The organism is Micromonospora sp. NPDC002296 (assembly GCF_040296145.1).
Taxonomy (GTDB): domain Bacteria; phylum Actinomycetota; class Actinomycetes; order Mycobacteriales; family Micromonosporaceae; genus Micromonospora.
This window is the reverse complement of the sequence record NZ_JBEOWQ010000016.1, coordinates 100,946-123,480: the sequence shown is the minus strand read 5'-3', so window position 1 is coordinate 123,480 and position 22,535 is coordinate 100,946. Positions and strand designations below refer to the sequence as shown.

General features: G+C 74.3%; 16 protein-coding genes, 2 tRNA genes and 2 pseudogenes. 8 read left to right on the top strand and 12 right to left on the bottom strand.

Annotated features, from left to right (window positions below):
• Window positions 1–53 precede the first annotated feature (53 nt).
• The 5 genes and pseudogenes from ABT023_RS15435 to ABT023_RS15420 all read right to left on the bottom strand — a co-directional run bounded on the left by ABT023_RS15435 (window position 54) and on the right by ABT023_RS15420 (window position 3,036).
• Window positions 54–1,055, bottom strand: a complete 1,002-nt coding sequence (locus ABT023_RS15435) for a YihY/virulence factor BrkB family protein (RefSeq protein ID WP_350885757.1) — start codon at window positions 1,053–1,055, stop codon at window positions 54–56.
• Window positions 1,048–2,052 (bottom strand): diacylglycerol/lipid kinase family protein, encoded by a 1,005-nt coding sequence (locus ABT023_RS15430; RefSeq protein ID WP_350885755.1) that lies wholly within the window; start codon window positions 2,050–2,052, stop codon window positions 1,048–1,050. The genes ABT023_RS15435 and ABT023_RS15430 overlap by 8 nt, the downstream gene beginning before the upstream one ends.
• A gap of 169 nt (window positions 2,053–2,221) precedes the next feature.
• Window positions 2,222–2,446 (bottom strand): annotated as a pseudogene (locus ABT023_RS29125) (Clp protease N-terminal domain-containing protein); the annotation flags it as partial.
• Between the two features lie 162 nt (window positions 2,447–2,608).
• Window positions 2,609–2,800: pseudogene (locus tag ABT023_RS29120) on the bottom strand (Clp protease N-terminal domain-containing protein); the annotation flags it as partial.
• Window positions 2,800–3,036, bottom strand: coding sequence for an HTH domain-containing protein (locus tag ABT023_RS15420; protein ID WP_350885751.1), 237 nt, complete (start codon window positions 3,034–3,036; stop codon window positions 2,800–2,802). The pseudogene ABT023_RS29120 and the gene ABT023_RS15420, both read right to left, overlap by 1 nt.
• A 245-nt stretch (window positions 3,037–3,281) precedes the next feature.
• Between ABT023_RS15420 and ABT023_RS15415 the strand changes: the two genes are divergently transcribed.
• From ABT023_RS15415 to ABT023_RS15400, 4 genes are all read left to right on the top strand, one after another.
• Complete coding sequence (locus ABT023_RS15415) at window positions 3,282–5,270, top strand: endo-1,4-beta-xylanase (RefSeq protein ID WP_350885749.1); 1,989 nt, start codon at window positions 3,282–3,284, stop codon at window positions 5,268–5,270.
• 190 nt (window positions 5,271–5,460) lie between these two features.
• Entirely contained in the window at window positions 5,461–6,324 is an 864-nt protein-coding gene (locus tag ABT023_RS15410) for a universal stress protein (RefSeq protein ID WP_350885747.1), read from the top strand.
• A 145-nt stretch (window positions 6,325–6,469) separates the two neighbouring features.
• A complete protein-coding gene (locus tag ABT023_RS15405) occupies window positions 6,470–8,890 on the top strand; it encodes a phosphoketolase family protein (RefSeq protein ID WP_350885745.1) in 2,421 nt (806 codons plus the stop codon).
• 39 nt (window positions 8,891–8,929) lie between these two features.
• Window positions 8,930–9,802, top strand: a complete 873-nt coding sequence (locus ABT023_RS15400) for a universal stress protein (RefSeq protein WP_350885743.1) — start codon at window positions 8,930–8,932, stop codon at window positions 9,800–9,802.
• Here the strand turns inward: ABT023_RS15400 and ABT023_RS15395 are convergent.
• Entirely contained in the window at window positions 9,781–12,102 is a 2,322-nt protein-coding gene (locus ABT023_RS15395; RefSeq protein ID WP_350885741.1) for a heavy metal translocating P-type ATPase, read from the bottom strand. The two genes, ABT023_RS15400 and ABT023_RS15395, sit on opposite strands and share 22 nt — an antisense overlap.
• A 211-nt stretch (window positions 12,103–12,313) precedes the next feature.
• Between ABT023_RS15395 and ABT023_RS15390 the strand changes: the two genes are divergently transcribed.
• Together ABT023_RS15390 and ABT023_RS15385 are read left to right on the top strand one after the other, a co-directional pair.
• A complete protein-coding gene (locus ABT023_RS15390; RefSeq protein WP_350885739.1) occupies window positions 12,314–13,318 on the top strand; it encodes an Acg family FMN-binding oxidoreductase in 1,005 nt (334 codons plus the stop codon).
• Between the two features lie 88 nt (window positions 13,319–13,406).
• Entirely contained in the window at window positions 13,407–15,107 is a 1,701-nt protein-coding gene (locus ABT023_RS15385; protein ID WP_350885799.1) for a sensor histidine kinase, read from the top strand.
• Between the two features lie 49 nt (window positions 15,108–15,156).
• On the opposite strand, the gene ABT023_RS15380 is transcribed toward ABT023_RS15385, so the two are convergent.
• Window positions 15,157–16,572 (bottom strand): sulfatase family protein, encoded by a 1,416-nt coding sequence (locus tag ABT023_RS15380; protein ID WP_350885737.1) that lies wholly within the window; start codon window positions 16,570–16,572, stop codon window positions 15,157–15,159.
• A 247-nt stretch (window positions 16,573–16,819) separates the two neighbouring features.
• Window positions 16,820–17,458 (bottom strand): response regulator, encoded by a 639-nt coding sequence (locus ABT023_RS15375; RefSeq protein ID WP_350885735.1) that lies wholly within the window; start codon window positions 17,456–17,458, stop codon window positions 16,820–16,822.
• Between the two features lie 188 nt (window positions 17,459–17,646).
• On the opposite strand from ABT023_RS15375, the gene ABT023_RS15370 reads away from it, so the two are divergent.
• Window positions 17,647–18,621 (top strand): Acg family FMN-binding oxidoreductase, encoded by a 975-nt coding sequence (locus ABT023_RS15370; RefSeq protein ID WP_350885733.1) that lies wholly within the window; start codon window positions 17,647–17,649, stop codon window positions 18,619–18,621.
• Window positions 18,622–18,753: 132 nt separating this feature from the next.
• On the opposite strand, the gene recQ is transcribed toward ABT023_RS15370, so the two are convergent.
• The 3 genes from recQ to ABT023_RS15355 form a co-directional block, all read right to left on the bottom strand.
• Entirely contained in the window at window positions 18,754–20,589 is a 1,836-nt protein-coding gene (gene recQ, locus ABT023_RS15365) for a DNA helicase RecQ (RefSeq protein WP_350885731.1), read from the bottom strand.
• A gap of 123 nt (window positions 20,590–20,712) precedes the next feature.
• Window positions 20,713–20,787: transfer RNA gene (locus tag ABT023_RS15360), tRNA-Val, on the bottom strand.
• 62 nt (window positions 20,788–20,849) lie between these two features.
• Window positions 20,850–20,922: transfer RNA gene (locus tag ABT023_RS15355), tRNA-Gly, on the bottom strand.
• Between the two features lie 203 nt (window positions 20,923–21,125).
• Between ABT023_RS15355 and ABT023_RS15350 the strand changes: the two genes are divergently transcribed.
• Window positions 21,126–21,365 (top strand): DUF6458 family protein, encoded by a 240-nt coding sequence (locus ABT023_RS15350; protein ID WP_161692301.1) that lies wholly within the window; start codon window positions 21,126–21,128, stop codon window positions 21,363–21,365.
• Between the two features lie 51 nt (window positions 21,366–21,416).
• Here the strand turns inward: ABT023_RS15350 and ABT023_RS15345 are convergent, their stop codons facing one another.
• A complete protein-coding gene (locus tag ABT023_RS15345; protein ID WP_350885729.1) occupies window positions 21,417–22,421 on the bottom strand; it encodes a ParB/RepB/Spo0J family partition protein in 1,005 nt (334 codons plus the stop codon).
• Window positions 22,422–22,535 lie beyond the last annotated feature (114 nt).

Here is a 22,535-nt window from a genome sequence, read left to right as displayed (position 1 = left end):
AGGCGGTTTACCCGGTTCGGTGGTCGCGTACACCGTGGGGGATCGCCGACGGGTCAGAGCGAGGTCATCTCGCCGGTGTCGTGGATCTCCTCGCGCTCGGCCTCGGGCTGCCACAGGTCCGGCTGGGCCGGCTCCTGCACGCCGATCCGCATCGCCTCGAGCTGGGCGGCGAAGGCCAGCCCGCCGAACAGCGCCATCCCGGTGAGGTTGGCCCAGAGCAGCAGCGCCATCATCCCGGTCAGCGCCCCGTACGTCTGACCGAACCCGTCGCTGACCTGCACGTACGCGGCCAGCAGCAGGCTGGCCAGCCACCACAGCGCGGTGGCGATGCCGGCGCCGAAGAACAGCCAGGACAGGCCGGGCTGGTTGCGTCGGGGCGCGTGCCGGAACAGCAGGGCCACGGCGAGCACGGTCAGCCCGAGGCTCAGCGGCCAGCGGACCACGTCCCACGCGCCGCGGGCGAACTCGCCCCACTCGTAGTGCCGCCGCACCGAGTCGCCCATCGCCCCGCCGCCGACGAGGATCAGGAAGCCGGTCAGCGCCGGGACGCCCGCGGCGACCGCGAGCACGGCGGCGCGCAGGTACTTCCACAGCGCCGGACGGTCCCGCTCGACGCCGTAGATCCGGTTCGCGCCCCGCTCGATCTGCGCCATGGTGGTGGTGAGCGCGACGAGGCCGGTGAGCAGGCCGAGGGTCAGCGCCAGCTCGCCGGCGTCCTCGGTGCGCTCGCTGTCGACCAGCAGGTCCTGCACCATCGCCTCGCTCTGCCCGGGGGTCAGGGCGAGGACGGTGTCGGCGACCACCGCGCCGCCCGCGTCGGCGCCGAGGTCGGTGATCAGGCCGGTGAGGGCGATCATGAACGGCACCACGGCGAGGCAGAGCTGCAACGCGAACGCCCGGGAGTGGCTGAACCCGTCGCCGTAGCGGAACCGGACGAACGCGTCCCGCAGCAGGCACCAGCCGCCCTGCCGGCGCAGCGTGTGCCAGGCGTCGTCGGCCGACAGCTCCTGGTCGGACATCAGCCGGGTCTCCGGCACCATCTTGGTGCTACTCACGGCGCGCCTCCTCGACCAGCTCCTCGCCCCGCTCCCCGGCTGCGGACGCGTCGACGGCGAGGTCGGGCGTCTCCTCGGGTTGCGGCACGCAGAGCCACAGGGCGCGGGGACGGATCTCCGCCACGAGCCGCCGGCCGGGGGCGATGAGATCGCCGTCCAGCTCGCGCGGCTGAGGGCGGTTACTGGTGATCTCCACCCTGCGGGCGCGGAAGACCTCCATCCGGGGCACGCTGCCCCGGCGTCGGGCCAGCGCCCAGCCCATGGCCAGCCAGTGCCGCAGCGTACGCGGGGTGAGCACCGCGACGTCGAGCCAGCCGTCGTCCGGTTCGGCGTCGGTGAGCAGGGTGACCCCGCCCTGGAGCCGGCCGACGTTGGCGATCAGCACCGAGCGGGCCCGGCGGCGCAACCGTGGCCGGTCGTCGATGCGGATGGAGACCCTCATCGGCCGGTCCCGCAGGTGCCGGGCGGCCCCCACGACGTACGCGGGCCAGCCGATGCGGGCCTTGGTGGTCTCCGAGGTGGCGTCGAGCATCTGGGCGTCGAAGCCCATCCCGGCCATCACGGTGAAGTAGTTGTTCTCGACCTCGCCGACGTCGAGCTGTCGGCGGCCCCGCTCGACGGCCACCTCCAGCCCGGCGGCCAGGTCGGTGGAGAGGCCGAGGTTGGCGGCGAGCAGGTTGCCGGTGCCCTGGGGCAGGACGGCCAGGGCCACGTCGGTGCCGACCAGGCCGCTGACGCAGGACATCACGGTGCCGTCCCCGCCGCAGGCGAAGACCACGTCGACGCCCGCCTTGACGGCTTCCTCGGTCTGACCTCGGCCCGGGTCGTCGGGGGTGGTCTCGAACCACAGCGGCTCGGGCCAGCCGGCGGCGGTGAGGGCGGCGTCGACGGTCTCGCGCAGCTCGTCGAGATCGGTCACCTTCACCGGGTTGACCACCACCGCGGAGCGCAACCCGCCGTCGGCGGCGCTCGAACGCGTGTCCTGCTCAGCATCCACGGCGCCAGTGTGCAGCAACTCCGACCGGGCGGCGACCCGGCGACCCGTGAGGTTGCGCGCACCGAAAACAGGTTTGCGGGGAGGGAGGTGCCGCTTCCGCCCACCCGGGCCTCCCAGCCGTCGGGGTCGACGTCGCCGCCGGAGGCCTAGAAGGGCCCTCCCTCCCCTTCTAGGCCGCCATCCGCAGGGCGGCCTCCACCCGGCGTCGTAGGTCGGCCAGGTCGAGCCCGGCCTCGGTGAGCACCAGGGCGGCCGTCCCGCCGGCCTCGCGGAGCAGGCCGAGCAGGATGTGCTCGGTGCCGATGTGCCGGTGCCTCAGCCCGAGCGCCTCCCGCAACGCCAGCTCCAGCACCTTCTTCGCCCGTGGCGAGAACACTCCGCCGGGCTGCTGCCGGCGGAGCCAGCGGCGGCGCGGGCCCGGGGCGGCGGCGCGCAGCGCGTCGGGGCCGAAGGACTCCTCGACGCGGGCGAGGACGGCGGAGAGGTCGATGCCGATCTCGCGCAGCGCGGCGACGTCGGCCTCGGCGAGCCCCGCCCCGCCGTCGGCGGTGTGCCGGGCGACGGCGGCGCGCAGGTCGTCGGCGCGGACGCCGGCGTCGCGCAGCACCCGTGCCGCGAGGCTGTCGGCGTCGGCGAGGACGGCGAGCAGCAGGTGCTCGGTGTCGATCTGGCGTCGGCCGGCGGCCCGGGCCTCGTCGCGGGCCGCCCGGACCACCTCACGGGCCCGGTCGGTGAACCGTTCGAACATCACGCCTCCCAGGAGTTCGGGGCCGCCGGTCGCCCGGCGTGCTTCTTGTGGACCGCCTGCCGGCTGACCTCAAGGGCGTCGGCGATCTCCTGCCAGGACCAGCCCTGTCGTCGGGCGTTGTCCACCTGGACCACCTCCAGCCGTTCGAGGAGCCGGCGCAGGGCGCGCACGGCGCGCAGACCGACCCGGGGATCGGTGCTGCCGGCCGCCGCCGCGAGTTCCGTTGCCTGACTCATGTCGTCAACTTACATTGACAGAACCCCGCGTGTCAACAGAAGTTGACGCCTGGCGCACGTACCGGGCCCCCGCGTAGCATCGACGCGCATCGACGGCGTCCGGCTGGACGCCGTCGTCCGTGGAGCAGGACACGCGAACCGGCATGTGGGCTCATGCCGGCCCTCGTCGCGCGTCCGCTCCCCCGTTCCCGGCCACCGGCCGACGGCGGGCGCGCACCCCCGCACCCCACGGAAGGAAGACACCCATGCGCGCTGTCGCCACGCGCCGCCGCCTCGCCACCGGCGGGCTGCTGCTGGCCCTGGCCGCCCTCACCACCGCCGTACCCCTGACCACCGCCCCCGCCCGCGCCGCCGACCCGGTGATCGTGGTCGCCGACACCTTCGAGGACGGCACCGCCACCGGCTGGGGCCCCCGGGGCGGCGAGACGCTCGCCCCGAGCACCGCCGTCGCCCACTCCGGCACGTACAGCCTGCTCACCTCCGGCCGCACCAGCAGCTGGCAGGGGCCGAGCCGGAACCTGCTCGGCACCCTCGACAGGGGCACCCGCTACACGCTCTCGGTCTTCGTCCGGCTCCCCGCCGGGCAGGCCGCCACCCAGGCCAGGCTCAGCGTCCAGCGCAGCACCGGCGGCACCGCCTCGTACGACCAGGTGGTCGGGGCCACGACCGTGACGGCGGACGGCTGGACCGAGCTGCGCGGCGGATACACCCTCGCGTACGACGTCGAGTCCCTCGCCGCGTACGTCGAGACCGTCAGCGGGACCGCCCCGCTGCACGTGGACGACCTCACCGTGTCGTACGTCCCGACGCCGCCGGTGCAGACCGACATCCCGGCGCTGAAGGACGTGCTCGCCGACGACTTCCCGATCGGCGCGGCGATCGAGATGGCGCAGGTCGGCGGGGCGCACGCCACCCTGCTGCGCCGGCACTTCGACTCGGTCACCCCGGGCAACTCGCTGAAGTGGGACGCCACCGAGCCGGCCGAGGGCCAGTTCCGGTTCACCGACGCCGACGCGCTGGTCGACTTCGCCACCGGCAACTCGATGGCGGTGCGCGGGCACACCCTGCTCTGGCACCAGCAGACCCCGGCCTGGGTGTTCACCCGCGCCGACGGCACCCCGATGACCGCCACCGCCGAGGACCGGGCGCTGCTGCTGAGCCGGCTGGAGAACCACATCCGCACGGTCGTCGGCCGGTACGGCGACCGGATCGGCACCTGGGACGTGGCCAACGAGGTGATCGACGAGAGCCAGGCCGACGGACTGCGGCGCAGCCGGTGGTACGAGATCAGCGGGCTGGACTACCTCCGTACCGCGTTCCGGGTGGCCCGCGAGGTCGCCCCGACCGCGAAGCTGTACGTCAACGACTACAACACCAACGTGCCGGCCAAGCGCGACAAGCTGTACGCGCTGGTCGCCCAGCTCCGGGCCGAGGGGGTGCCGGTCGACGGCGTCGGCCACCAGATGCACGTCAACGTGAACTGGCCGTCGCTGTCCGAGACCGAGGCGATGATCCAGAAGTTCGTGCCGCTCGGGGTCGAGCAGCAGATCACCGAGATGGACGTGAGCATCTACACCGACGACAGCCAGTCGTACCCGAGCCCGCCGGCGAACCTGCTGCGCACCCAGGCGTACCGGTACCGGGACTTCTTCGACCTGTACCGCCGTTACGCCGGCGAGCTGACGTCGGTGACCCTGTGGGGGCTGGCCGACGACGACACCTGGCTGGACGCCTTCCCGGTGACCCGCAAGGACGCGCCGCTGCTGTTCGACACCCAGCTCCAGGCGAAGCCCGCGTACTGGGGCATCGTCGACCCGTCGAGGGTAGACGCGACGGCATCGCCGAGCCCGACCGTCTCGCCGACCGTCAGCCCGACCGGCACCGCCAGCCCGACCCCGACCGGCGGCACGGGGCAACTCTGCCGGGTCGGGTACGCGGTCACCAACCAGTGGCAGGGCGGCTTCCAGGGTGCCCTGAGGGTCACCAACACCGGCAGCCGGACGGTCGACGGCTGGACGCTGCGCTGGGCGTTCCCCGACGGGCAGAAGGTCACCCAGCTGTGGAACGGCGGGTACCGGCAGAACGGCTCGGCCGTCGAGGTGACCAACCCGGCCTGGGGCGCGCGACTTCCCGCCGGCGCGACGGCCGAGGTGGGCTTCCTCGCGAGCTGGACCGGGCAGAACCGCGTCCCGGCGGCGTTCTCGCTCAACGGGGTGCCCTGCGCCGTCGGCTGACGGCGACCGGGTATCTACCGCACCGTCGCCTGACGGCGACCGGGATGCCCGCCGCAGCCCGGCGGGCACCCCGTCCGGCCCACCGCGCGGGCGGTCGGTCCGATCCCGGCCCGGCGGCAGGCCACCGCGACTACGCTCGGTGTGCAGGCAAGGTGGATCCGCCGCGCGTCGCCGGAGGAGGTGAGGCCGGATGGCCGCGATCGCCGACGCGCCGGTGGTGGCCGCGATCGGTTCGTCGGACGACGACGCCCTCCAGGTCGTCCGGCTGGCCGCCCGCGACGCCGCGAACCACGGCCGCCCGCTCAGCCTGCTGCACGCGTTCAACTGGGCGGCGGCCCTGGAGGCCCCCTCGGCAGCCGGCCCGCGCGCCGAGGCCGAGGACCTGATCGAGCGGGCCGCCGCCGTGGCCGGCGAGGTGGAGCCGGCGCTGCCCGTGTCCGGGGAGATCGTCGAGGGCTCCCCGCTGGCCGCGCTGATCCGCCGCTCCGAGTCGGCGTTCCTGGTCGCCGTCGGGGACGGCGGGATGTCCCGCTGCGAGGACTGCATCCCCGCCGACGCCCTGGCGGTGCAGCTCGCCGCCCAGGCCGGCTGCCCGGTGCTGGTGGTGCGCCCCGAGCCGCCGCCGCAGGGCCCGGTGCTGGTCGGCGTCGACGGGTCGATGAGCTCCCGGACGGCGCTGGGGTTCGCCTTCGACCACGCCGCCCGCCGGTCGGCCCCGCTGCTCGCCGTCCGGATCACCGAGCCGGCGCGCTCGGTCGAGGACGGCGACACGGCCGGGTCCGCCGAGGACGCCCGCGCCGAGCTGGCCGAGGCGGTGGCCCGGTACGGACGGCGGCACCCCTCGGTGCGGGCCGAGTGCCACAGCGTCGTCGGCGACCCCGGCGATGTCCTGGTCGACAGGTCCCGCTCGGCGCAGCTCGCGATCGTCGCCGGCAGGGGGGACGAGCCGCTGCGCGGCATGCTCGGCGCGGTCAGCCAGTCGCTGCTTTACCACTCCCCAGCCCCGGTCATCGTCGTCCGTGGACTCGTCTCCACCGCGCCGGACGGGGCATGACGCCCGCGCGTCCCGGGGCCGGACGCCCTCGCGTCCCGGGACCAACGGCCCTGCCCGCTCCCCGGGTGGGCGACGAGGCTGGACGCGCCGGGAAGGCCGGGACACCGGATGCGAAAATCCCCGATCCGCGAGAGGGTAACGCAGCATGGACACCGCTGTAGATCTGCACAGTCCCTTGACCGAAGACGAGCTGCGCCAACTGGACGCGTACTGGCGGGCGGCCAACTACCTGACCGTCGGGCAGATCTACCTGCTGGACAACCCGCTGCTGCGGGAGCCGTTGCGACCCGAGCACGTCAAGCCGCGGCTGCTCGGCCACTGGGGTACCAGCCCCGGCTTGAACCTGCTCTACACCCACCTCAACCGGATCATCGTCGACCGGAAGCTACCGACGATCTTCATCACCGGCCCCGGGCACGGCGGCCCCGCCCTGGTGGCGAACACCTGGCTGGAGGGCACCTACAGCGAGCTGTACCACTCCGTGAGCCGCGACGAGACGGGCATGCAGCGGCTGTTCCGCCAGTTCTCCTTCCCCGGCGGCATCCCGAGCCACGTCGCCCCGGAGGTGCCGGGTTCGATCCACGAGGGCGGCGAGCTGGGGTACGCGCTGAGCCACGCGTACGGCGCCGCGTTCGACAACCCGGACCTGCTGGTCGCCTGCGTGATCGGCGACGGCGAGGCGGAGACCGGCCCGCTCGCGGGGAGCTGGCTGTCCAACGTCTTTCTCAACCCGGCCCGGGACGGGGCGGTGCTGCCCATCCTGCACCTGAACGGTTACAAGATCGCCAACCCGGCGGTGCTGGACCGGATCCCCACCGACGACCTGCTGGACATGATGCGCGGCTACGGCTACCAGCCGTACGTCGTCGCCGGTGACGACCCGACGACCGTCCACCACCTCCTCGCCGCCACCCTGGACCGGGCGGTCGACGAGATCGCCGACATCCAGCGCCGGGCCCGCTCCGGCGGCGCGGTCGAGCGCCCCCGCTGGCCGATGATCATCCTGCGTACGCCGAAGGGCTGGACCGGCCCGGACAGGGTCGACGGCAAGCAGGTGCAGGGGACGTTCCGCGCTCACCAGGTGCCGATCGCCGAGGTGCGTGACAACCCGGAGCACCTGGCCGAGCTGGAGCGCTGGCTGCGCAGCTACCGGCCGGAGGAGCTGTTCGACGCCACCGGCGCACCGGTCGCCGAGCTGGCCGCGCTCCCGCCGAAGGGCGACCTGAGGATGAGCGCCAACCCGGTCACCAACGGCGGTACGGTGCTGCGCGACCTGGACCTGCCCGACTTCCGCGAGTACGCGGTCGACGTCGAGCGGCCCGGCGAGCCGACGGCCGGGGCCACCGGCGTGCTCGGCAAGTGGGTCCGCGACGTGATCACCGCCAACCCGCAGACGTTCCGCCTGTTCGGCCCCGACGAGGTGGCCTCCAACCGGCTCGGCGCGGCCTTCGAGGTCACCGACCGGGCGTTCGTCGCCGAGACCACGGCCGCCGACGACCACCTCTCCCCCGACGGCCGGGTGATGGAGGTGCTCTCCGAGCACCTGTGCCAGGGGTGGCTGGAGGGGTACCTGCTGACCGGCCGGCACGGCATCTTCACCAGCTACGAGGCGTTCATCCACATCGTCGACTCGATGGTCAACCAGCACGCCAAGTGGCTGAAGGTGACCCGGGCCATCCCGTGGCGGCAGCCGGTGGCCTCGCTGAACTACCTGCTCTCCAGCCATGTCTGGCGGCAGGACCACAACGGCTTCTCCCACCAGGACCCGGGCTTCATCGACCACGTGATGAACAAGAAGGCCGAGGTGGTCCGGGTCTACCTGCCGCCGGACGGCAACACCCTGCTGTCCACCATGGACCACTGCCTGCGCAGCCGGCACTACATCAACGTGGTGGTGGCGGGCAAGCAGCCCGCGCCGAACTGGCTGACCATGGACGAGGCGATCCAGCACTGCCGGCGCGGCCTGGGCATCTGGGACTGGGCCAGCACCGACGACGGCGACGAGCCGGACGTGGTGCTCGGCTGCGCCGGGGACGTGCCGACGCTGGAGACCCTGGCCGCCGCCGAGCTGCTCCGCCAGCACCTGCCCGGGCTGAAGGTGCGGGTGGTCAACGTGGTCGACCTGATGCGCCTCCAGCCGCCCTCGGAACACCCGCACGGCCTGCCGGACAGCGAGTTCGACACCATCTTCACCCGCGACAAGCCGATCATCTTCGCCTACCACGGCTACCCGTGGCTGATCCACCGGCTCACCTACCGCCGGGCCAACCACGACAACCTGCACGTACGCGGGTACAAGGAGGAGGGCACCACCACCACGCCGTTCGACATGGTGATGCTCAACGACCTCGACCGGTTCCACCTGGTGATCGACGTGATCGACCGGACGCCGGGCCTGGCCTCCCGGGCCGCGCGCCTGCGCCAGGAGATGGTGGACGTCCGGCAGGCCTGCCGCGACCACACCCGCCGCTTCGGCGAGGACGACCCGCGGGTGGCCGAGTGGCGTTGGATCCGGGAGACGGCCCCTGAGGCACCGAAAGGCGAACCCGGTGAGCGCGAGGAGTGAGCTTGCGAGCCCCGCAGTCGCGAACGAAAGGCGAACCCGATGAGTGACGAGATCCTGGTCGGCTACGACGGTTCCGCCGACGCCACCGTCGCCCTGAACTGGGCGTTGGACGAGGCGGAGCGCACGGGACGGCCGGTCCGCCTGGCGTACGTCTTCGAGTGGGTGACCGTGGCCGGGTGGATCGGTCCCGGGGTGGCCCCCGGCATCTGGCCCGACGAGACCGCCCGGCGGCAGGTGGAGGAGCTGGTCGGCACGGCCGCCTCCGACGCCGCCGCCGCGCGGCCCGGGTTGACCGTGCACGGCGAGGTGTTCGACGGGCCGCCCGCGCTGGTGCTGGAGGAACGCTCCGCCGAGGCCGGCCTGCTGGTGCTCGGCAGCCGGGGTCACGGCGGGTTCGGCGGGCTGCTCGTCGGCTCCACCGCCGTGTCGGTGACCGCACACGCCCACTGCCCGGTGGTGGTGGTCCGTGACGCCGCCGCCGGCCGCCCCGGGCGGGTGGTGGTCGGGGTCGACGGGTCGCCGACATCGCTGCTGGCCCTCGGGTTCGCCGTCGAGCGGGCGGCCCAGCGGCACGTACCGCTGCACGTGGTGCGGGCCTGGGAGCCGGCGACGGACGGCGGCCCCGCCCCCGACGACGCGGTGGCGGCGGAGCGGGCGGCGCTGATGGAACCCCTGGCGAGATGGCGGGAGACGTTCCCCGAGGTCGAGGTGACCGTCGACGTGGTGACCGGCCGCCCGGCCCGCACGCTGATCGAGGCGAGCCGGGACGCCCAGCTCGTGGTGGTCGGCACCCGGGGCCGGGGCGGGCTGCGCGGCATGCTGCTCGGCTCGGTCGGCCAACAGCTCATCCAGCACGCCCACTGCCCGGTCGCGGTGGTCCGCGAGCGACGTCAGTCGCGCAGCGAGAAGTAGTCCTCCTCCTCCTGGGCCAGGTGCAGGCGCAGGACGGCGTCGAGGCCGTACAGGGTGGCGAGCAGGTCGGTGACCTGGTCGGGACGCGGCGGCCCGGCGCCGGCCTGCGCCAGGTGCCCGCCGATCCCGTCGACCAGGCGGCGGATCTCCACGTGCCCGCGGCTCATCGTCGAGGTCGCCTCGTCGCCGCCGAGCGGCCCGGCCAACGCCGGATAGAGGTGCTGCTCCTCGGCCGCCTCGTGCGGCAGCACCTGCCCGACGAGCCGCCGATGGACCTCCCGCAGGGCGGGCACGCAGTCGGGCGAGTCCGGGTGGGTCGCGACCAGGTCGGCGGTGTCCCGCAGGTCGGCCAGCACGTCCCGGACGCCGCCGTGCTCGCCCGCGTACCGGTCCAGCAGCTCACCGGTGGCCGCCGGGACCTCCCGGCGGCGCAGCCCCCCGCCGAGGGCGCGCAACGCGTTGAGGATCACCACCACGTCGATGCCCTCCTGGAGGAACGCGCCGGCCACCGGTGGCAGTTTCCCGGCCGCCGCCACCAGCATCGCCGCCACGGCCAGCCCCATCCCGACGACGGCGCTCTGGGTGGCGATCCGGCGGGCGTGCCGGGCGATCTCCACGGCGTCGGCGAGCCGGTCGAGCCGGTCGACGGTGAGCACCGCGTCGGCGACGCCGGCGGACGCGGTCGCCCCGGTGGCCCCCATCGCCACCCCGACGTGCGCCTCGGCCAGCGCCGGGGCGTCGTTCACCCCGTCGCCGACCATCACGGTGACGGCGCGCTCCGCCTCCTGGCGGACCCGGGCGGCCTTCTCCTGCGGGGAGCACCTGGCCAGCAGGTCGTCGACGCCGACGGCCCGGGCGACCTGCTCGGCGGTCGCCCGGCGGTCGCCGGTGACCATGACCAGCCGGGTCAGGCCGGCCTCGCGCAGCCGCCGGACGGTCCGCCGGGCGTCGGGGCGCACCGGGTCCTCCAGCAGGATCGCCCCCAGCGGCCCCCGCTCGTCGCTGACCCAGACCACGGACCGCCCGGCCAGCTCGGCGCGTTCGGCGGCCCCGGCCGCCCACTGCGGCAGTTCCCCGTCGAGCTGGCCGACCCGGACCAGCCGCCCGTCGACCCGGCCGCTGACGCCGCGCCCCGGCTCCTCGGTCACCCCGGTCGGCTCGGCCAGCGGCAGGCCCCGGTCCCGGGCCTGCCGCACCAGGGCGGCGGCCAACACGTGCGGGGAGAGCTGCTCCACCGAGGCCGCCAACCGCAGCACCTCGTCCCGGTCGCCGCCGGGCGCGACCACCGTCTCGGCGGCGTGGGGCCGGCCTGCGGTGAGCGTGCCGGTCTTGTCGACCAGCAGGTTACGGGCCCGACCCAGCAGTTCCAGCGAGCCGCCGTCGCGGACCAGCACCCCGCGCCGGGCCGCCCGGGACAGCCCGGAGACGATCGCGATCGGGGTGGCCAGCAGCAGCGGGCAGGGGGTGGCCACCACCAGCACCGCCACGGCCCGCACGAACTCACCGGACAGCAGCCAGCCCAGGCCGGCCAGGACCAGGGTGAACGGCACGAACGCCGCCGCGTACCGGTCGGCCATCCGGACCATCGGGGCCTTGTGCGCGGTGGCCTCCTCCGCAAGCCGGACGATCCCCGCGTACGTGCTGGCCGCCGCGTTCTTCGTGGCCCGCAGCCCGAAGCCGGCCCCGGCGTTGACGACGCCGCTGGCCACCGGCTCCCCCGCCGCCCGCGCGACCAGCTGGGACTCGCCGGTCACCACCGACTCGTCGAGGGTGGCCGCCTCCTCGACGGTCCCGTCGACGGGCACCACGTCCCCGGGGCCGACCACCAGCCGGTCGCCCACCGCCACCCGGTCCAGCGGGACCGTCTCGATGCCGCCGCCGGGCCGCCGCCGCCGCGCCGAGCGCGGGGCCCGCTCCAGCAGGGCGCGCAGGTCGCGGGTCGCCCGGCGCTGGGCGTACGACTCCAGCGAGCGGCCGGTGGCCAGCATCAGCGCGATCACCGCGCCGGCCAGGTACTCGCGGACGACGAGCGCGCCGGCCAGCGCGAGGACGGCGATCACGTCCACCCCGAACTGCCGGTGCCGCAGCCGGCGCAACGTCGACCAGGCGGCCGGGGCCAGCGCGGCCACCGTCGCCGCCGCCCACAGCCAGTCCGCCCCGGCGCGTCGGCCGGCGAGCCACAGCCCCGCCCCGACCAGCACGCCCACGGTCAGCGCGGCCAGCGGCCCCCACTCGCGCCCCCGCGCCCAGCGCCGCCGCACCGGCCGCTCCGGCACGCACTCCCGTGCCTCGGTGCCCACCTGCGGATCCTCTCAACGACGGGTACCGGTGAGGATGCCAACGGACGAATCATCCGTCCGACCTGCCATGATCGGCGGAGGCGAAGCACCCGGCGGTACGGGACCCACGGACCCGTGCGTCCGGGCGGCCCGTGCCGCAGGATGGAGCGGCAACCCCGCCCGGAGCACCGCCGGGCTGGGGCACGATGGGCAGAGACGAAAGGTCGTGACGATGAGCCACGAGACGCCGGACCGTGCGTTGACCACCGCCCTCGCGGAGGCCGCCGCGATGGCCGGTCACGCCCCCTCGGTGCACAACACGCAGCCGTGGCGCTGGCGGGTCCTGCCCGACGCCCTGGAGCTGCACGTCGTGCGGGACCGCCAGCTGTCCGCCGCCGACCCGGAGGGCCGGCTGGTCACGCTGAGCTGCGGCGCGGCCCTGCACCATGCCCGGGTGGCACTGGCTGCCGAGGGCTGGGCCTTCGTGGTCGAGCGGATCTCCGACCCGAGCGATCCTGAGCTGCTGGCCCGGCTCACCGGCCTCAAGCGCGCCGAGGCGGACCCGGACGCCATGCACACGGTGCAGTGCATGCAGGTCCGGCACACCGACCGGCGGCCGGTCAGCGACGAGCCCGTGCCAACCTCTGCTGTCGACGACATCACGAAGGCGGCCGCCGCCGAGGGTGCCCGGTTGCAGATCCTCAACGCCGACCAGGTGATGGATCTGGCCGCCGCGGCATCGCGCGCCGGGTCGGTCGAGGCGGAGGACCCGCAGCTGCGCGAGGAGCTGGCCTACTGGACGAGCCGCCCGGGCACGGGCACCGGCCTGCCGCCCGAGGTGCTGCCCGAGCAGGCGCCGCAGACCACCGTGCCGGGTCGGGACTTCGGCCGCCCCGGCATCCTGCCGGTCGGCCAGGGCCACGACCGGACGGCGGTGTACGGGCTGCTCTTCGGCGACGAGGACGAGCGGGACAGCTGGCTGCGGGCCGGTGAGGCGCTCTCCGCGGCGTGGCTGACCGCCACCCGGCTGGGCGTGTCGATGGTGCCGCTGTCCGGCGTGGTGGAGGTGGAGGGGACCCGGCAGGCCCTGCGCCAGGTGCTCACCGGGATGGGGTACCCGTACCTGGTGCTGCGGATGGGGCTCGCGGACCCGGCGCACGCCGGCCCGCCGCACACCCCGCGGCTGCCCACCGAGCAGGTCGTGGACACCTCCGCGGTGCGCTCCACGGGCGGGTGACGGCCAGGCTCCGCCCGGCCACCGGGGCCATGAGCCGCGAGGCCACGGGCGATAACATCGGCCGGTGGCCAGCAGCACACCGAACCCGATGCACGAACACGTCACCCCGTCTCTGGGGCTGAGCCCGCTGTCGCGGGTCCGGCTCGACGAGTTGCTCCAGGAAATGCTGGACCGGGTGGGCGAGGTGGTCACCAGCCGGGAACGGCTGCGCGCCCTGCTCGACGCGGTGGTCGGCATCGGCACCGACCTGGACCTGCGCAGCACCCTGCAACGGATCGTGCAGTCCGCCTGCGAGCTGGCCGGTGCCCGGTACGGCGCGCTCGGGGTGATCGGCTCCGACCGGCTGCTGCACGACTTCATCGTGCACGGTATCGACGCCGAGCTGCACGCGAGCATCGGCGAGCTGCCGCACGGCCGGGGCGTGCTCGGGCTGCTCATCGACCACCCGCACCCGGTGCGGATGCCGGACATCACCAAGCACCCGCTGTCGTACGGCTTCCCGCCGAACCACCCGCCGATGCACAGTTTCCTCGGCGTGCCGGTGCGCATCCGCGACCAGGTGTTCGGCAACCTCTACCTGGCCGAGAAGCAGGGCGCCGCCGAGTTCACCGAGGACGACGAGGAGATCGTGGTGGCCCTGGCCGCCGCGGCCGGCGTGGCGATCGAGAACGCCCGGCTGTACGCGCTGGCCCACCGCCGGGAACGCTGGCTGGCCGCCGCCGCCGAGATCACCTCGGTGCTGCTCGGCGAGGTGCGGCGCACCGACGCGCTGACGCTGGTGGCCCGCCGCGCCCGGGAGGTCGCCGAGGCGGAGCTGGCCGTGGTGCTGCTCTACGACGAGGACGCCGGCGAGTTCACCGTGGAGGTCGTCGACGGTGCCGACGAGCGGGCCCGGGAGCTGGTCGGCGCGGTGCTGCCGGCCGCCGAGACCGCCTTCGCCGGGTCGGTCACCGGCCGGGGGCACGAGCTGGTGGAGAACCTGGCCGAGGCGGCGCCCTGGCCGGCCCCGGTGACCACCGGACCGGCGGTGGTGTCCCCGCTGACCGCCGCCGACACCCTGCACGGCGTCCTGGTGATCGCGTACGGGCCGGACCGGGGCGGGGCCACCGACGACGACGTGGCGCTGCTGGGCAGCTTCGCCGGGCAGGCCGCGCTGGCCATGGAGCGGGCCCGGGGGCAGGAGGAGCGGGAGCTGCTGGTGGTCCTGGAGGACCGCGAGCGCATCGCCCGCGACCTGCACGACGTGGTGATCCAGCGGCTGTTCGCCACCGGCCTGCAGTTGCAGAGCGGCGCGATGAACACCCGCCCCGAGGTGGCCAAGCGGATCAACGCGGCCGTCGACGACCTGGACGCCACCATCCGGGACATCCGGCGGACCATCTTCGAGCTGCGTACCCCGATGAGCGCGGCGCTGCGCACCGAGATCCGTGAGGCGGTCGACGTGGCCGCCGGGTCGCTGGGCTTCCGGCCGACGCTGGAGCTGACCGGGCCGATCGACAGCGCCGTTCCGGAGCCGATCCGCCCCGACCTGACCGCCGTGCTGCGCGAGGCGCTGTCCAACGCGGTCCGCCACGCCGAGGCCAGCCGGGTCGCGGTGGCGGTGGCGGTCGACGGCGGCTGGGTCACAGTCACCGTCACCGACGACGGCCGGGGCTGCGACCCGGCCGCCGCCCGGGGCGGCCTGGTCAATCTCCGTGAGCGCGCCGAGCGGCACGCCGGCGACTTCGAGGTACGCCCGGCGAGCCCGAGCGGGACGGAGCTGCGCTGGTCCGTCCCGCTCCGCGACTGAACCCGGGCCCGGCCCCCGCTCCCGCCGAGGAGTGGTCAGGCCGGTCGGTTCAGGGGTAGCGCAGCAGGGTGGCGTCGATCGCCTCCCAGCGGCTGCGCAGCGCCCCGACCAGGTCCGGCTGCTGGCGGGCCCGGTTGGCCTGCTCGCGCGGGTCGGCGACGAGGTCGTACAGGGTGTCCGACCCGCCGGCGCCGCGGAAGTACTTCCAGCGCCCCAGGCGCAGCGCGCGGTTCCCCTTGGTGCGCCAGAACAGGGCCCGCTCCGGGGCCGGCTCCCCCCGCAGCAGGTAGCCGGCGAGGCTCGCGCCGTCGAAGGGGTGCCCCGGATCCGGCCGCGCCCCGGCGATCTCGACCAGGGTCGCCGTCCAGTCCTGGGTCACCACCGGCTCGTGGCTGACCTGGCCCGGCCGGACGCGGGCGGGCCAGCGCAGGATGGTGGGCACCCGGATGCCGCCCTCCTCGAGGCCGCCCTTGCCGCCGGTCAGCGGCCACTGGTGGGAGAACCGTTCGCCCCCGTTGTCGCTGGCGAAGACGACGACCGTGTCCCGCTCCTGGCCGGTCTGCCGCAGCGCGGTCAACACCTGCCCGACGGCGCGGTCGAGGTTCTCCACCATCTTGCGGTACGTGTCGAGGGAGCCGCCGTCGCGGTGGAACAGCGCGCCGCTCTCGCCCGCCCGGAGGCGCGCGGTCAACTCCGCGCTGACCGCCCGGTCGCCGGGGGCCTCCCAGGGCCAGTGCGGGCTGGTGAAGTTCAGGTTCAACAGCCAGGGGCGGCGGTGCGGGCGCCGGACGAACGCGGCGGCGCGGTCGGCGACCGTGTCGGTGTAGTAGTCCAGGGACTCCACCGGCACCTCACCCTCGTACAGGTCGTGCTGGCCCAGGTGGCTGACCTTGGAGTAGTAGTCGAGGCCGCCGGAGAAGTTGCCGAAGAACTCGTCCCAGCCCGACCGCAGCGGGCTGAACCAGGGCAGGAATCCGCAGTGCCACTTGCCGTACATGGCGGTGGTGTAGCCCGCGCCCTTGAACAGGGAGGCCAGCGTGGGGTGCCCCGGGGGCAGGCCCTCCAGTTCGTGGGCCCGGGCGATGGGCTCGGACAGCCCGCCGCGCAGCCGCCCGGGGTAGCGGCCGGTGTAGAGGGCGAAGCGGGTCGGGGAGCAGACGGCGGCGGCGGAGTAGCCGTTGGTGAAGCGCACCCCGTCACGGGCGAGCCGGTCCAGGTGGGGTGTTCGGATGTCGGGCGATCCGTAGCTGCTGAGGTCGGCCCAGCCCAGGTCGTCGCCGAGGATGACCAGCACGTTCGGCCGCCCCGTGGGGCGCTGGCCGAAGGTGTCGGCGCGGAACGGCCGCTCCTCGGGCCCGCCCGCGAGCGCTTGTTCGGGCGTGAGCGCCGACGCGGCGACTGCCCCGGCGACTCCCGCTATGCCGCCGATGACCTGCCGCCTGGTCTGGCCGTCCGATGGTGCCATGAGCCCTCCCTAAAGCCTGTTTTTCCTATCGGGACAGTAGGGAGTTAGTCGTCGAAAGGCAAGGGCGCGTCCCGGCAGTCGGAAGGCCAGCCGGAACTGGAACCGCCGAACGGCAAATGATGCGGTCCGTTGCTCGGCCGCACGCTGGCGCACGCCTTCCCTGCCCGCCCGGGGCGTACCCTCTCGGCGGACCGACCTACGCGATCCGGCACGGTCAGGGCCTCGGGCCGGCCGGCGGCCCGGTCGCCTAGCTGCGGGGGCCCAGCAGGCGGGTGGCCAGGACGGCAGCCTGGGTGCGGCGCTCCAGGCCGAGCTTGGCCAGCACGCTGGAGACGTAGTTCTTCACCGTCTTCTCGGCGAGGAACATCTTGCCGGCGATCTCCCGGTTGGTCAGCCCCTCGGCGACGTACTCCAGGATGCGGCGCTCCTGCTCGGTGAGGGCCTTCAGCTCGTTGGGCTGCTCCACGCCGCTGCGGATGCGTTCCAGCACCCGGGTGGTGATCGCCGGATCGAGCAGCGACTGCCCGGCGGCCACCCGGTGCACCGCGTCGACCAGGTCGGTGCCGCGGATCTGCTTCAGCACGTAGCCGGACGCGCCGGCCATGATCGCCGCGAACAGCGCCTCGTCGTCCTCGTACGAGGTGAGGATCAGACCCTTGATCGACGAGTCCACGGCGCGGACGTCCCGGCACACGTCGATGCCGTTGCCGTCGGGCAGCCGGGCGTCGAGGATCGCCACGTCGGGCCGCAGCGCGGGAATGCGGCGGGCCGCCTCCTGGGCGGAGCCCGACTCGCCCACCACCTCGATGCCGCCGCTGCTGGTGAGCAGGTCGGCAAGGCCACGACGGACGACCTCGTGGTCGTCGAGAAGGAACACCCTGATCATCCCCCATTTCTACCCTCTCGCGCCGCCACCCGCACGGGCCGAAGGTCCCGACGCCGACCGCGGGCCGCCTGGGCAGGGGGGCCCGGGGCAGAGGGGACATCCGGCCCTGCCCGCACGCCGCCCCGATCGCGCACTGTGGGTGTGGATCGAACGGGACGGCAGGAACTGCCACGGGAAGGAGCACCACCATGGAGACCGACTTCACCGTCGAGCAGCTCAGGGCCGCCGCGGCGGACGCCGTCCGGGCGCCGTCGCTGCTCAACACCCAGCCGTGGCGGTTCCGCCTGCGCGACGGCGGGATCGAGGTGACGCTGGACCGGGAGCGTCGGCTGCCGGCCACCGACCCGAGCGGCTGGGGCGCCCGGATCGCCTGCGGGGCAGCCCTGTTCAACCTGCGGCTGTCCCTGGCCGTGGCGGGCACCCCGGCGAAGGTCCGGCTGCGCCCGTACCCGACCGAGACCGACGTGCTCGCCCGGCTCACCCCGGACGTGCCACGCCGCCCCACCCCGGCCGAGCAGAGCCTGTACGCGGCCATCCCGCACCGGTTCAGCAACCGCAGCCCGTTCTGGCCCGACCCGGTGCCCGCCGACGTCCGCTGGCGGCTCGGCGAGGCGGCCCGGGCCGAGCAGGGCTGGCTGGAGCTGGTGATCGGGGTGAGCGCCGTGAACGCGTTCGCCGAGATCGCCCGCAGCGCCAACCGGGTCCTGGAGCGCGACCCCGCCTACCGCGCCGAACTGGCCGACTGGGTACGCACCGCGCCCGCCCCCGACGGGATTCCGGCCGCCGCCGGCGGTCCGCTGGGCGAACCGCAGGATCTGCTGCCCAGTCGCGGCTTCGGCGGGCGCGACCGGGCCCCGGGGCGGGACTTCGAGCCGGAGCCGTTGGTCGCCGTGCTCGGCGCGACGGGCAACACCACCACCGACCAGGTGATCGCCGGCCAGGCCCTGCAACGGGTGCTGCTCACCGCCACCGACGCCGGGCTGGGCGTGTCGATGCTCTCCCAGCCGATCGAGGTGCCGGGGGCACGGGAGGCCCTGCGGCTGTCCCTGGGCCGGTTCGGCACCCCGCAGATGGTGATGCGCATCGGGTACGGCCAGCCGGGCGCCCCGACCCCCCGCCGTAGCATCGACGAGGTGCTCGACCTGCCGGTAGCCCGGGCCTGAGCCGGCCGACGCCGGACGGCGGGTCAGCGGGCGGCGGCGAGCAGGACGGCCTCCCGCTGCGGGGCCAGGCCCACCGGTGCCCGGGGCGGGCGGCCGGAGCGCGGCGGCACCGTCCCCGCTCGCTCGCTGAGGTCAGCCGGCGAGGGCGACGAGGATCTGCTCGCCGTACCGGGCGAGCTTGGCCTCCCCCACCCCGTTGACGCGGGCCAGGTCGTCGAGCGTCGACGGCGGGTCGACGGCGATCTGACGCAGCGTGGCGTCGTGGAACACCACGTACGCGGGCACCCCCTGCTCCTTGGCGGTGGCCGCCCGCCAGGCGCGCAGCCGCTCGAACACCGGCTCGGCCGCCGGGGACAGCTTGACGGCCGGAGTAGCGCCGGGGCGGGTCTTCGCCGCCCTGGTCCGCGCCGGCTTGGCCGCCTCGCGGCGCATCGGCACCGGCCGGCGCCGGCCCAGCACCTCGGCGCTGGTGTCGGTGAGGACCAGGGTGCCGTAGTCGCCCTCGACGGCGAGCAGGCCCTGGGCGAGCAGTTGCCGGACCACGCCCCGCCACTCGGCCTCGCTCAACTCCTCGCCGATGCCGAACACGGTCAGCTCGTCGTGGCGGTGCTGGGTCACCTTCTCGGTGCGCCGGCCGAGCAGGATGTCGACGCACTGCCCCGCGCCGAACTTCTGGTTGCGTTCCCGGTGCAGCCGCAGCACCGTCGACAGCAGCTTCTGCGCGGCGACCGTGCCGTCCCAGGACTCGGGCGGCTCCAGGCAGGTGTCGCAGTTGCCGCACGGCCCGCTGTCCTGGCCGAAGTAGCTCAGCAGCCGCACCCGGCGGCACTCCACGGTCTCGCAGAGGGCCAGCATCGCGTCGAGGTGGGCGGCGAGCACCCGCCGGTGGGCGAGGTCGCCCTCCGAGGAGTCGATCATCTTGCGCTGCTGCACGACGTCCTGGAGCCCGTACGCCAGCCAGGCGGTCGACGGCAGGCCGTCCCGGCCGGCGCGGCCGGTCTCCTGGTAGTAGCCCTCCACCGAACGGGGCAGGTCGAGGTGGGCGACGAACCGCACGTCCGGCTTGTCGATGCCCATCCCGAAGGCGATGGTGGCGACCATGACGAGCCCGTCCTCGCGCAGGAACCGCTTCTGGTTCGCGGCGCGGGTGGCCGCGTCGAGGCCGGCGTGGTACGGCAGCGCGGAGACGCCGTTGGCGACCAGGAGCTCGGCCGTCTTGTCGACCGAGGCCCGGGACAGGCAGTAGACGATGCCGGCGTCGCCGGGGTGCTCGGTGCGGATCAGGTCGAGCAGTTGCTTGCGGGGCTCGCGCTTGGGGGCGATCCGGTACTGGATGTTGGGCCGGTCGAAGCTGGCCACGAAGTGCCGGGCCCCGGTGAGGCCGAGTCGGCTGGCGATCTCGGTGGCGGTCGCGGCGGTGGCCGTGGCGGTCAGCGCGATCCGGGGCACGGCGGGCCAGCGCTCGTGCAGCATCGACAGCGCCAGGTAGTCGGGGCGGAAGTCGTGGCCCCACTGCGCCACGCAGTGCGCCTCGTCGATGGCGAACAGCCCGATCCGGCCGCGCTCCAGCAGCCCGACGGTGGCGCGGCTGCCCAGCGCCTCCGGGGCAAGGTAGAGCAGGTCCAGTTCCCCGGCGAGGAACGCCGCCTCGACCCGCCGCCGCGCGTCGAAATCAAGGGTGGAGTTGAGGAAGCCGGCCCGCACCCCGACGGCGGTGAGCGCGTCGACCTGGTCCTGCATGAGCGCGATCAGCGGGGAGACGACCACCGCGACGCCGTCGCGCACCAGCGCGGGGATCTGGTAACACAGCGACTTGCCGCCGCCCGTCGGCATCAGGACCAGGGCGTCGCCGCCGCCGACCACGTGGTCGATGATCTCCTGCTGCTCGCCGCGGAAGGCGTCGTAGCCGAAGACCCGGCGGAGCACGCCCAACGGAGTCTCGGTGAGCGTGTCGCTGGGGGAAGTCATCGGGCGAGTCTACGAGGACTCCCCGACACCGTCCCGCCCCACGCCGACCCGCCCGCCGAACTGGACATGGCCGGCCGCCCTCATGGCGGGTGGCCGGGACGGAGGAGGAAGGACCGTGCGTTCTGGTGGGCGATACTGGGTTTGAACCAGTGACCTCTTCCGTGTCAAGGAAGCGCGCTCCCACTGCGCCAATCGCCCGCGGGCACCCGGCCTGAACATGTCGGGGCCGGCGGCGTTCGACCCCGACGGGGCGGATCGCGAGCGGACGACGGGATTCGAACCCGCGACCCTCACCTTGGCAAGGTGATGCGCTACCAGCTGCGCTACGTCCGCGTGTCGCCGATGCTCTCGGCGACGGGTGAACTGTACCCGACGACAAGATCGCCGGCGGCACCGGCCCACCGGCGCCCGACCGCCACCGGAAGGTACCGCCGGGGGAGAACCACGCGGGCCTACCGATCCGGCCGATTACGCGGTTCACCCACGGGGTACTTCCTTTCATCGACAGCACACTGCATCCCCCGAAGGAGGCTGTCGTGGGTATCGGCACAAGCATCTTCCTGATCGCGGTCGGCGCGATCCTCACGTTCGCGCTCGACGCCAACCTCGGCGGCGTCAACCTGGACGTCGTCGGCTGGATCCTGATGGCCGCCGGCGTGCTCGGTCTCGTCATGACCACGCTGGTCTGGGGCCGCCGCCGCGAGGTGGTCACCACCACCGAGCCGGTGGAGTACCGCCGGGTCGAGGAGCGCCGGGACGTCACCCCGCCGCTGTAGGTGGCGACCGGGCCCGCCCTGCGACGGATCACCGCGGCGCGGTTGCGGCGTTCAGGCCGCCCGCGGCAGGGCCTCCTCGTCGCCGAGCTGATCGGCGAAGTCGAGCCAGCCGCCGGCGCAGGCGCGCGCCACCGCGTCCAGCGAGCGCCGGCAGTGGTCCGGCAGCGCGTCCGCCGTCGGGCCGGAGCGGTCGAGGAAGGCCAGCGTGGCTGACAGCATTCGCAGCAGCGCCCGGCCCTGATCCGTGTAGCGCAGTGCCGGCTCCCGGGTCAGCCATTCCAACTGCTCGCGAATCCTCAGCACGGCGGGCTGCCCGGCGTCCGCCGCGGCCCACTGCCGCGCCGCGCCGTCGGTGCGCCGGACCCCCTCGGGGCTCGCGGCCAGCAGGCGCCGCTGCACGTCCAGCGCGGTGCCGACGGACACGCCGGCGCGGCGGGCCACCACCCGCAGGCTCGCCCCCGGCTCCTCGCGCATGATCTGCTCGGCCGCGCGGCGACCCTCCTGGGCGGAGAGCGGGTGACGCCGGCCGTCGCGGCCGATCCGGGCGTCCAGCCGCTGGCGGCCGTCGGCCGACTCCTGCCGCAACGCGGCGACCGTGCGCGGCGCGACCCCGCACACCGAGGCGATCCAGCGGTCTGAACAGTGGGGATACGTGCCGAGGATGCGCCGCACCGCCGCCGCGCGGTCCCCCGCGCGCAGCGTCTTGCCGTGGGCCGCGTTGAGTCGCACCGCGACGACGAAGGCCTCGTCGCCGGTTCCCTCGAAGTACACCACGGGCACCTGCCGCTGACCTCGGCCGCGCGCCGCGGCCAGACGGTGCGACCCGTCCATCACCCGCATCGTGTCCCGGTGCACCACCAGCGGCGGCAGTTCCTCCGTAAGCCCGGCCAGGTGCCGGACGTACATGCCGTCGATCCCTCCGAGCCGGGGAGACAGGCCTTCCCGCAGCAGGGTGACGTCCACCCATTCGACCTCGCTGCGGACACGCTCGAGCACGTCCTCGATCCGCCCCTGCGCCAGCACGGCGTGCCGCGCCACGGCGTCGGTGGTAGCCACCGGTGCAGGATCCATCGCTTCTGCTCCCCATCGGACGACAGCTACCCCGAACAACCGCCCAGGCTGAGGTGGGCAGGCAGAAGCTATCGCGACATCGCCGCAGGTGGATACAGG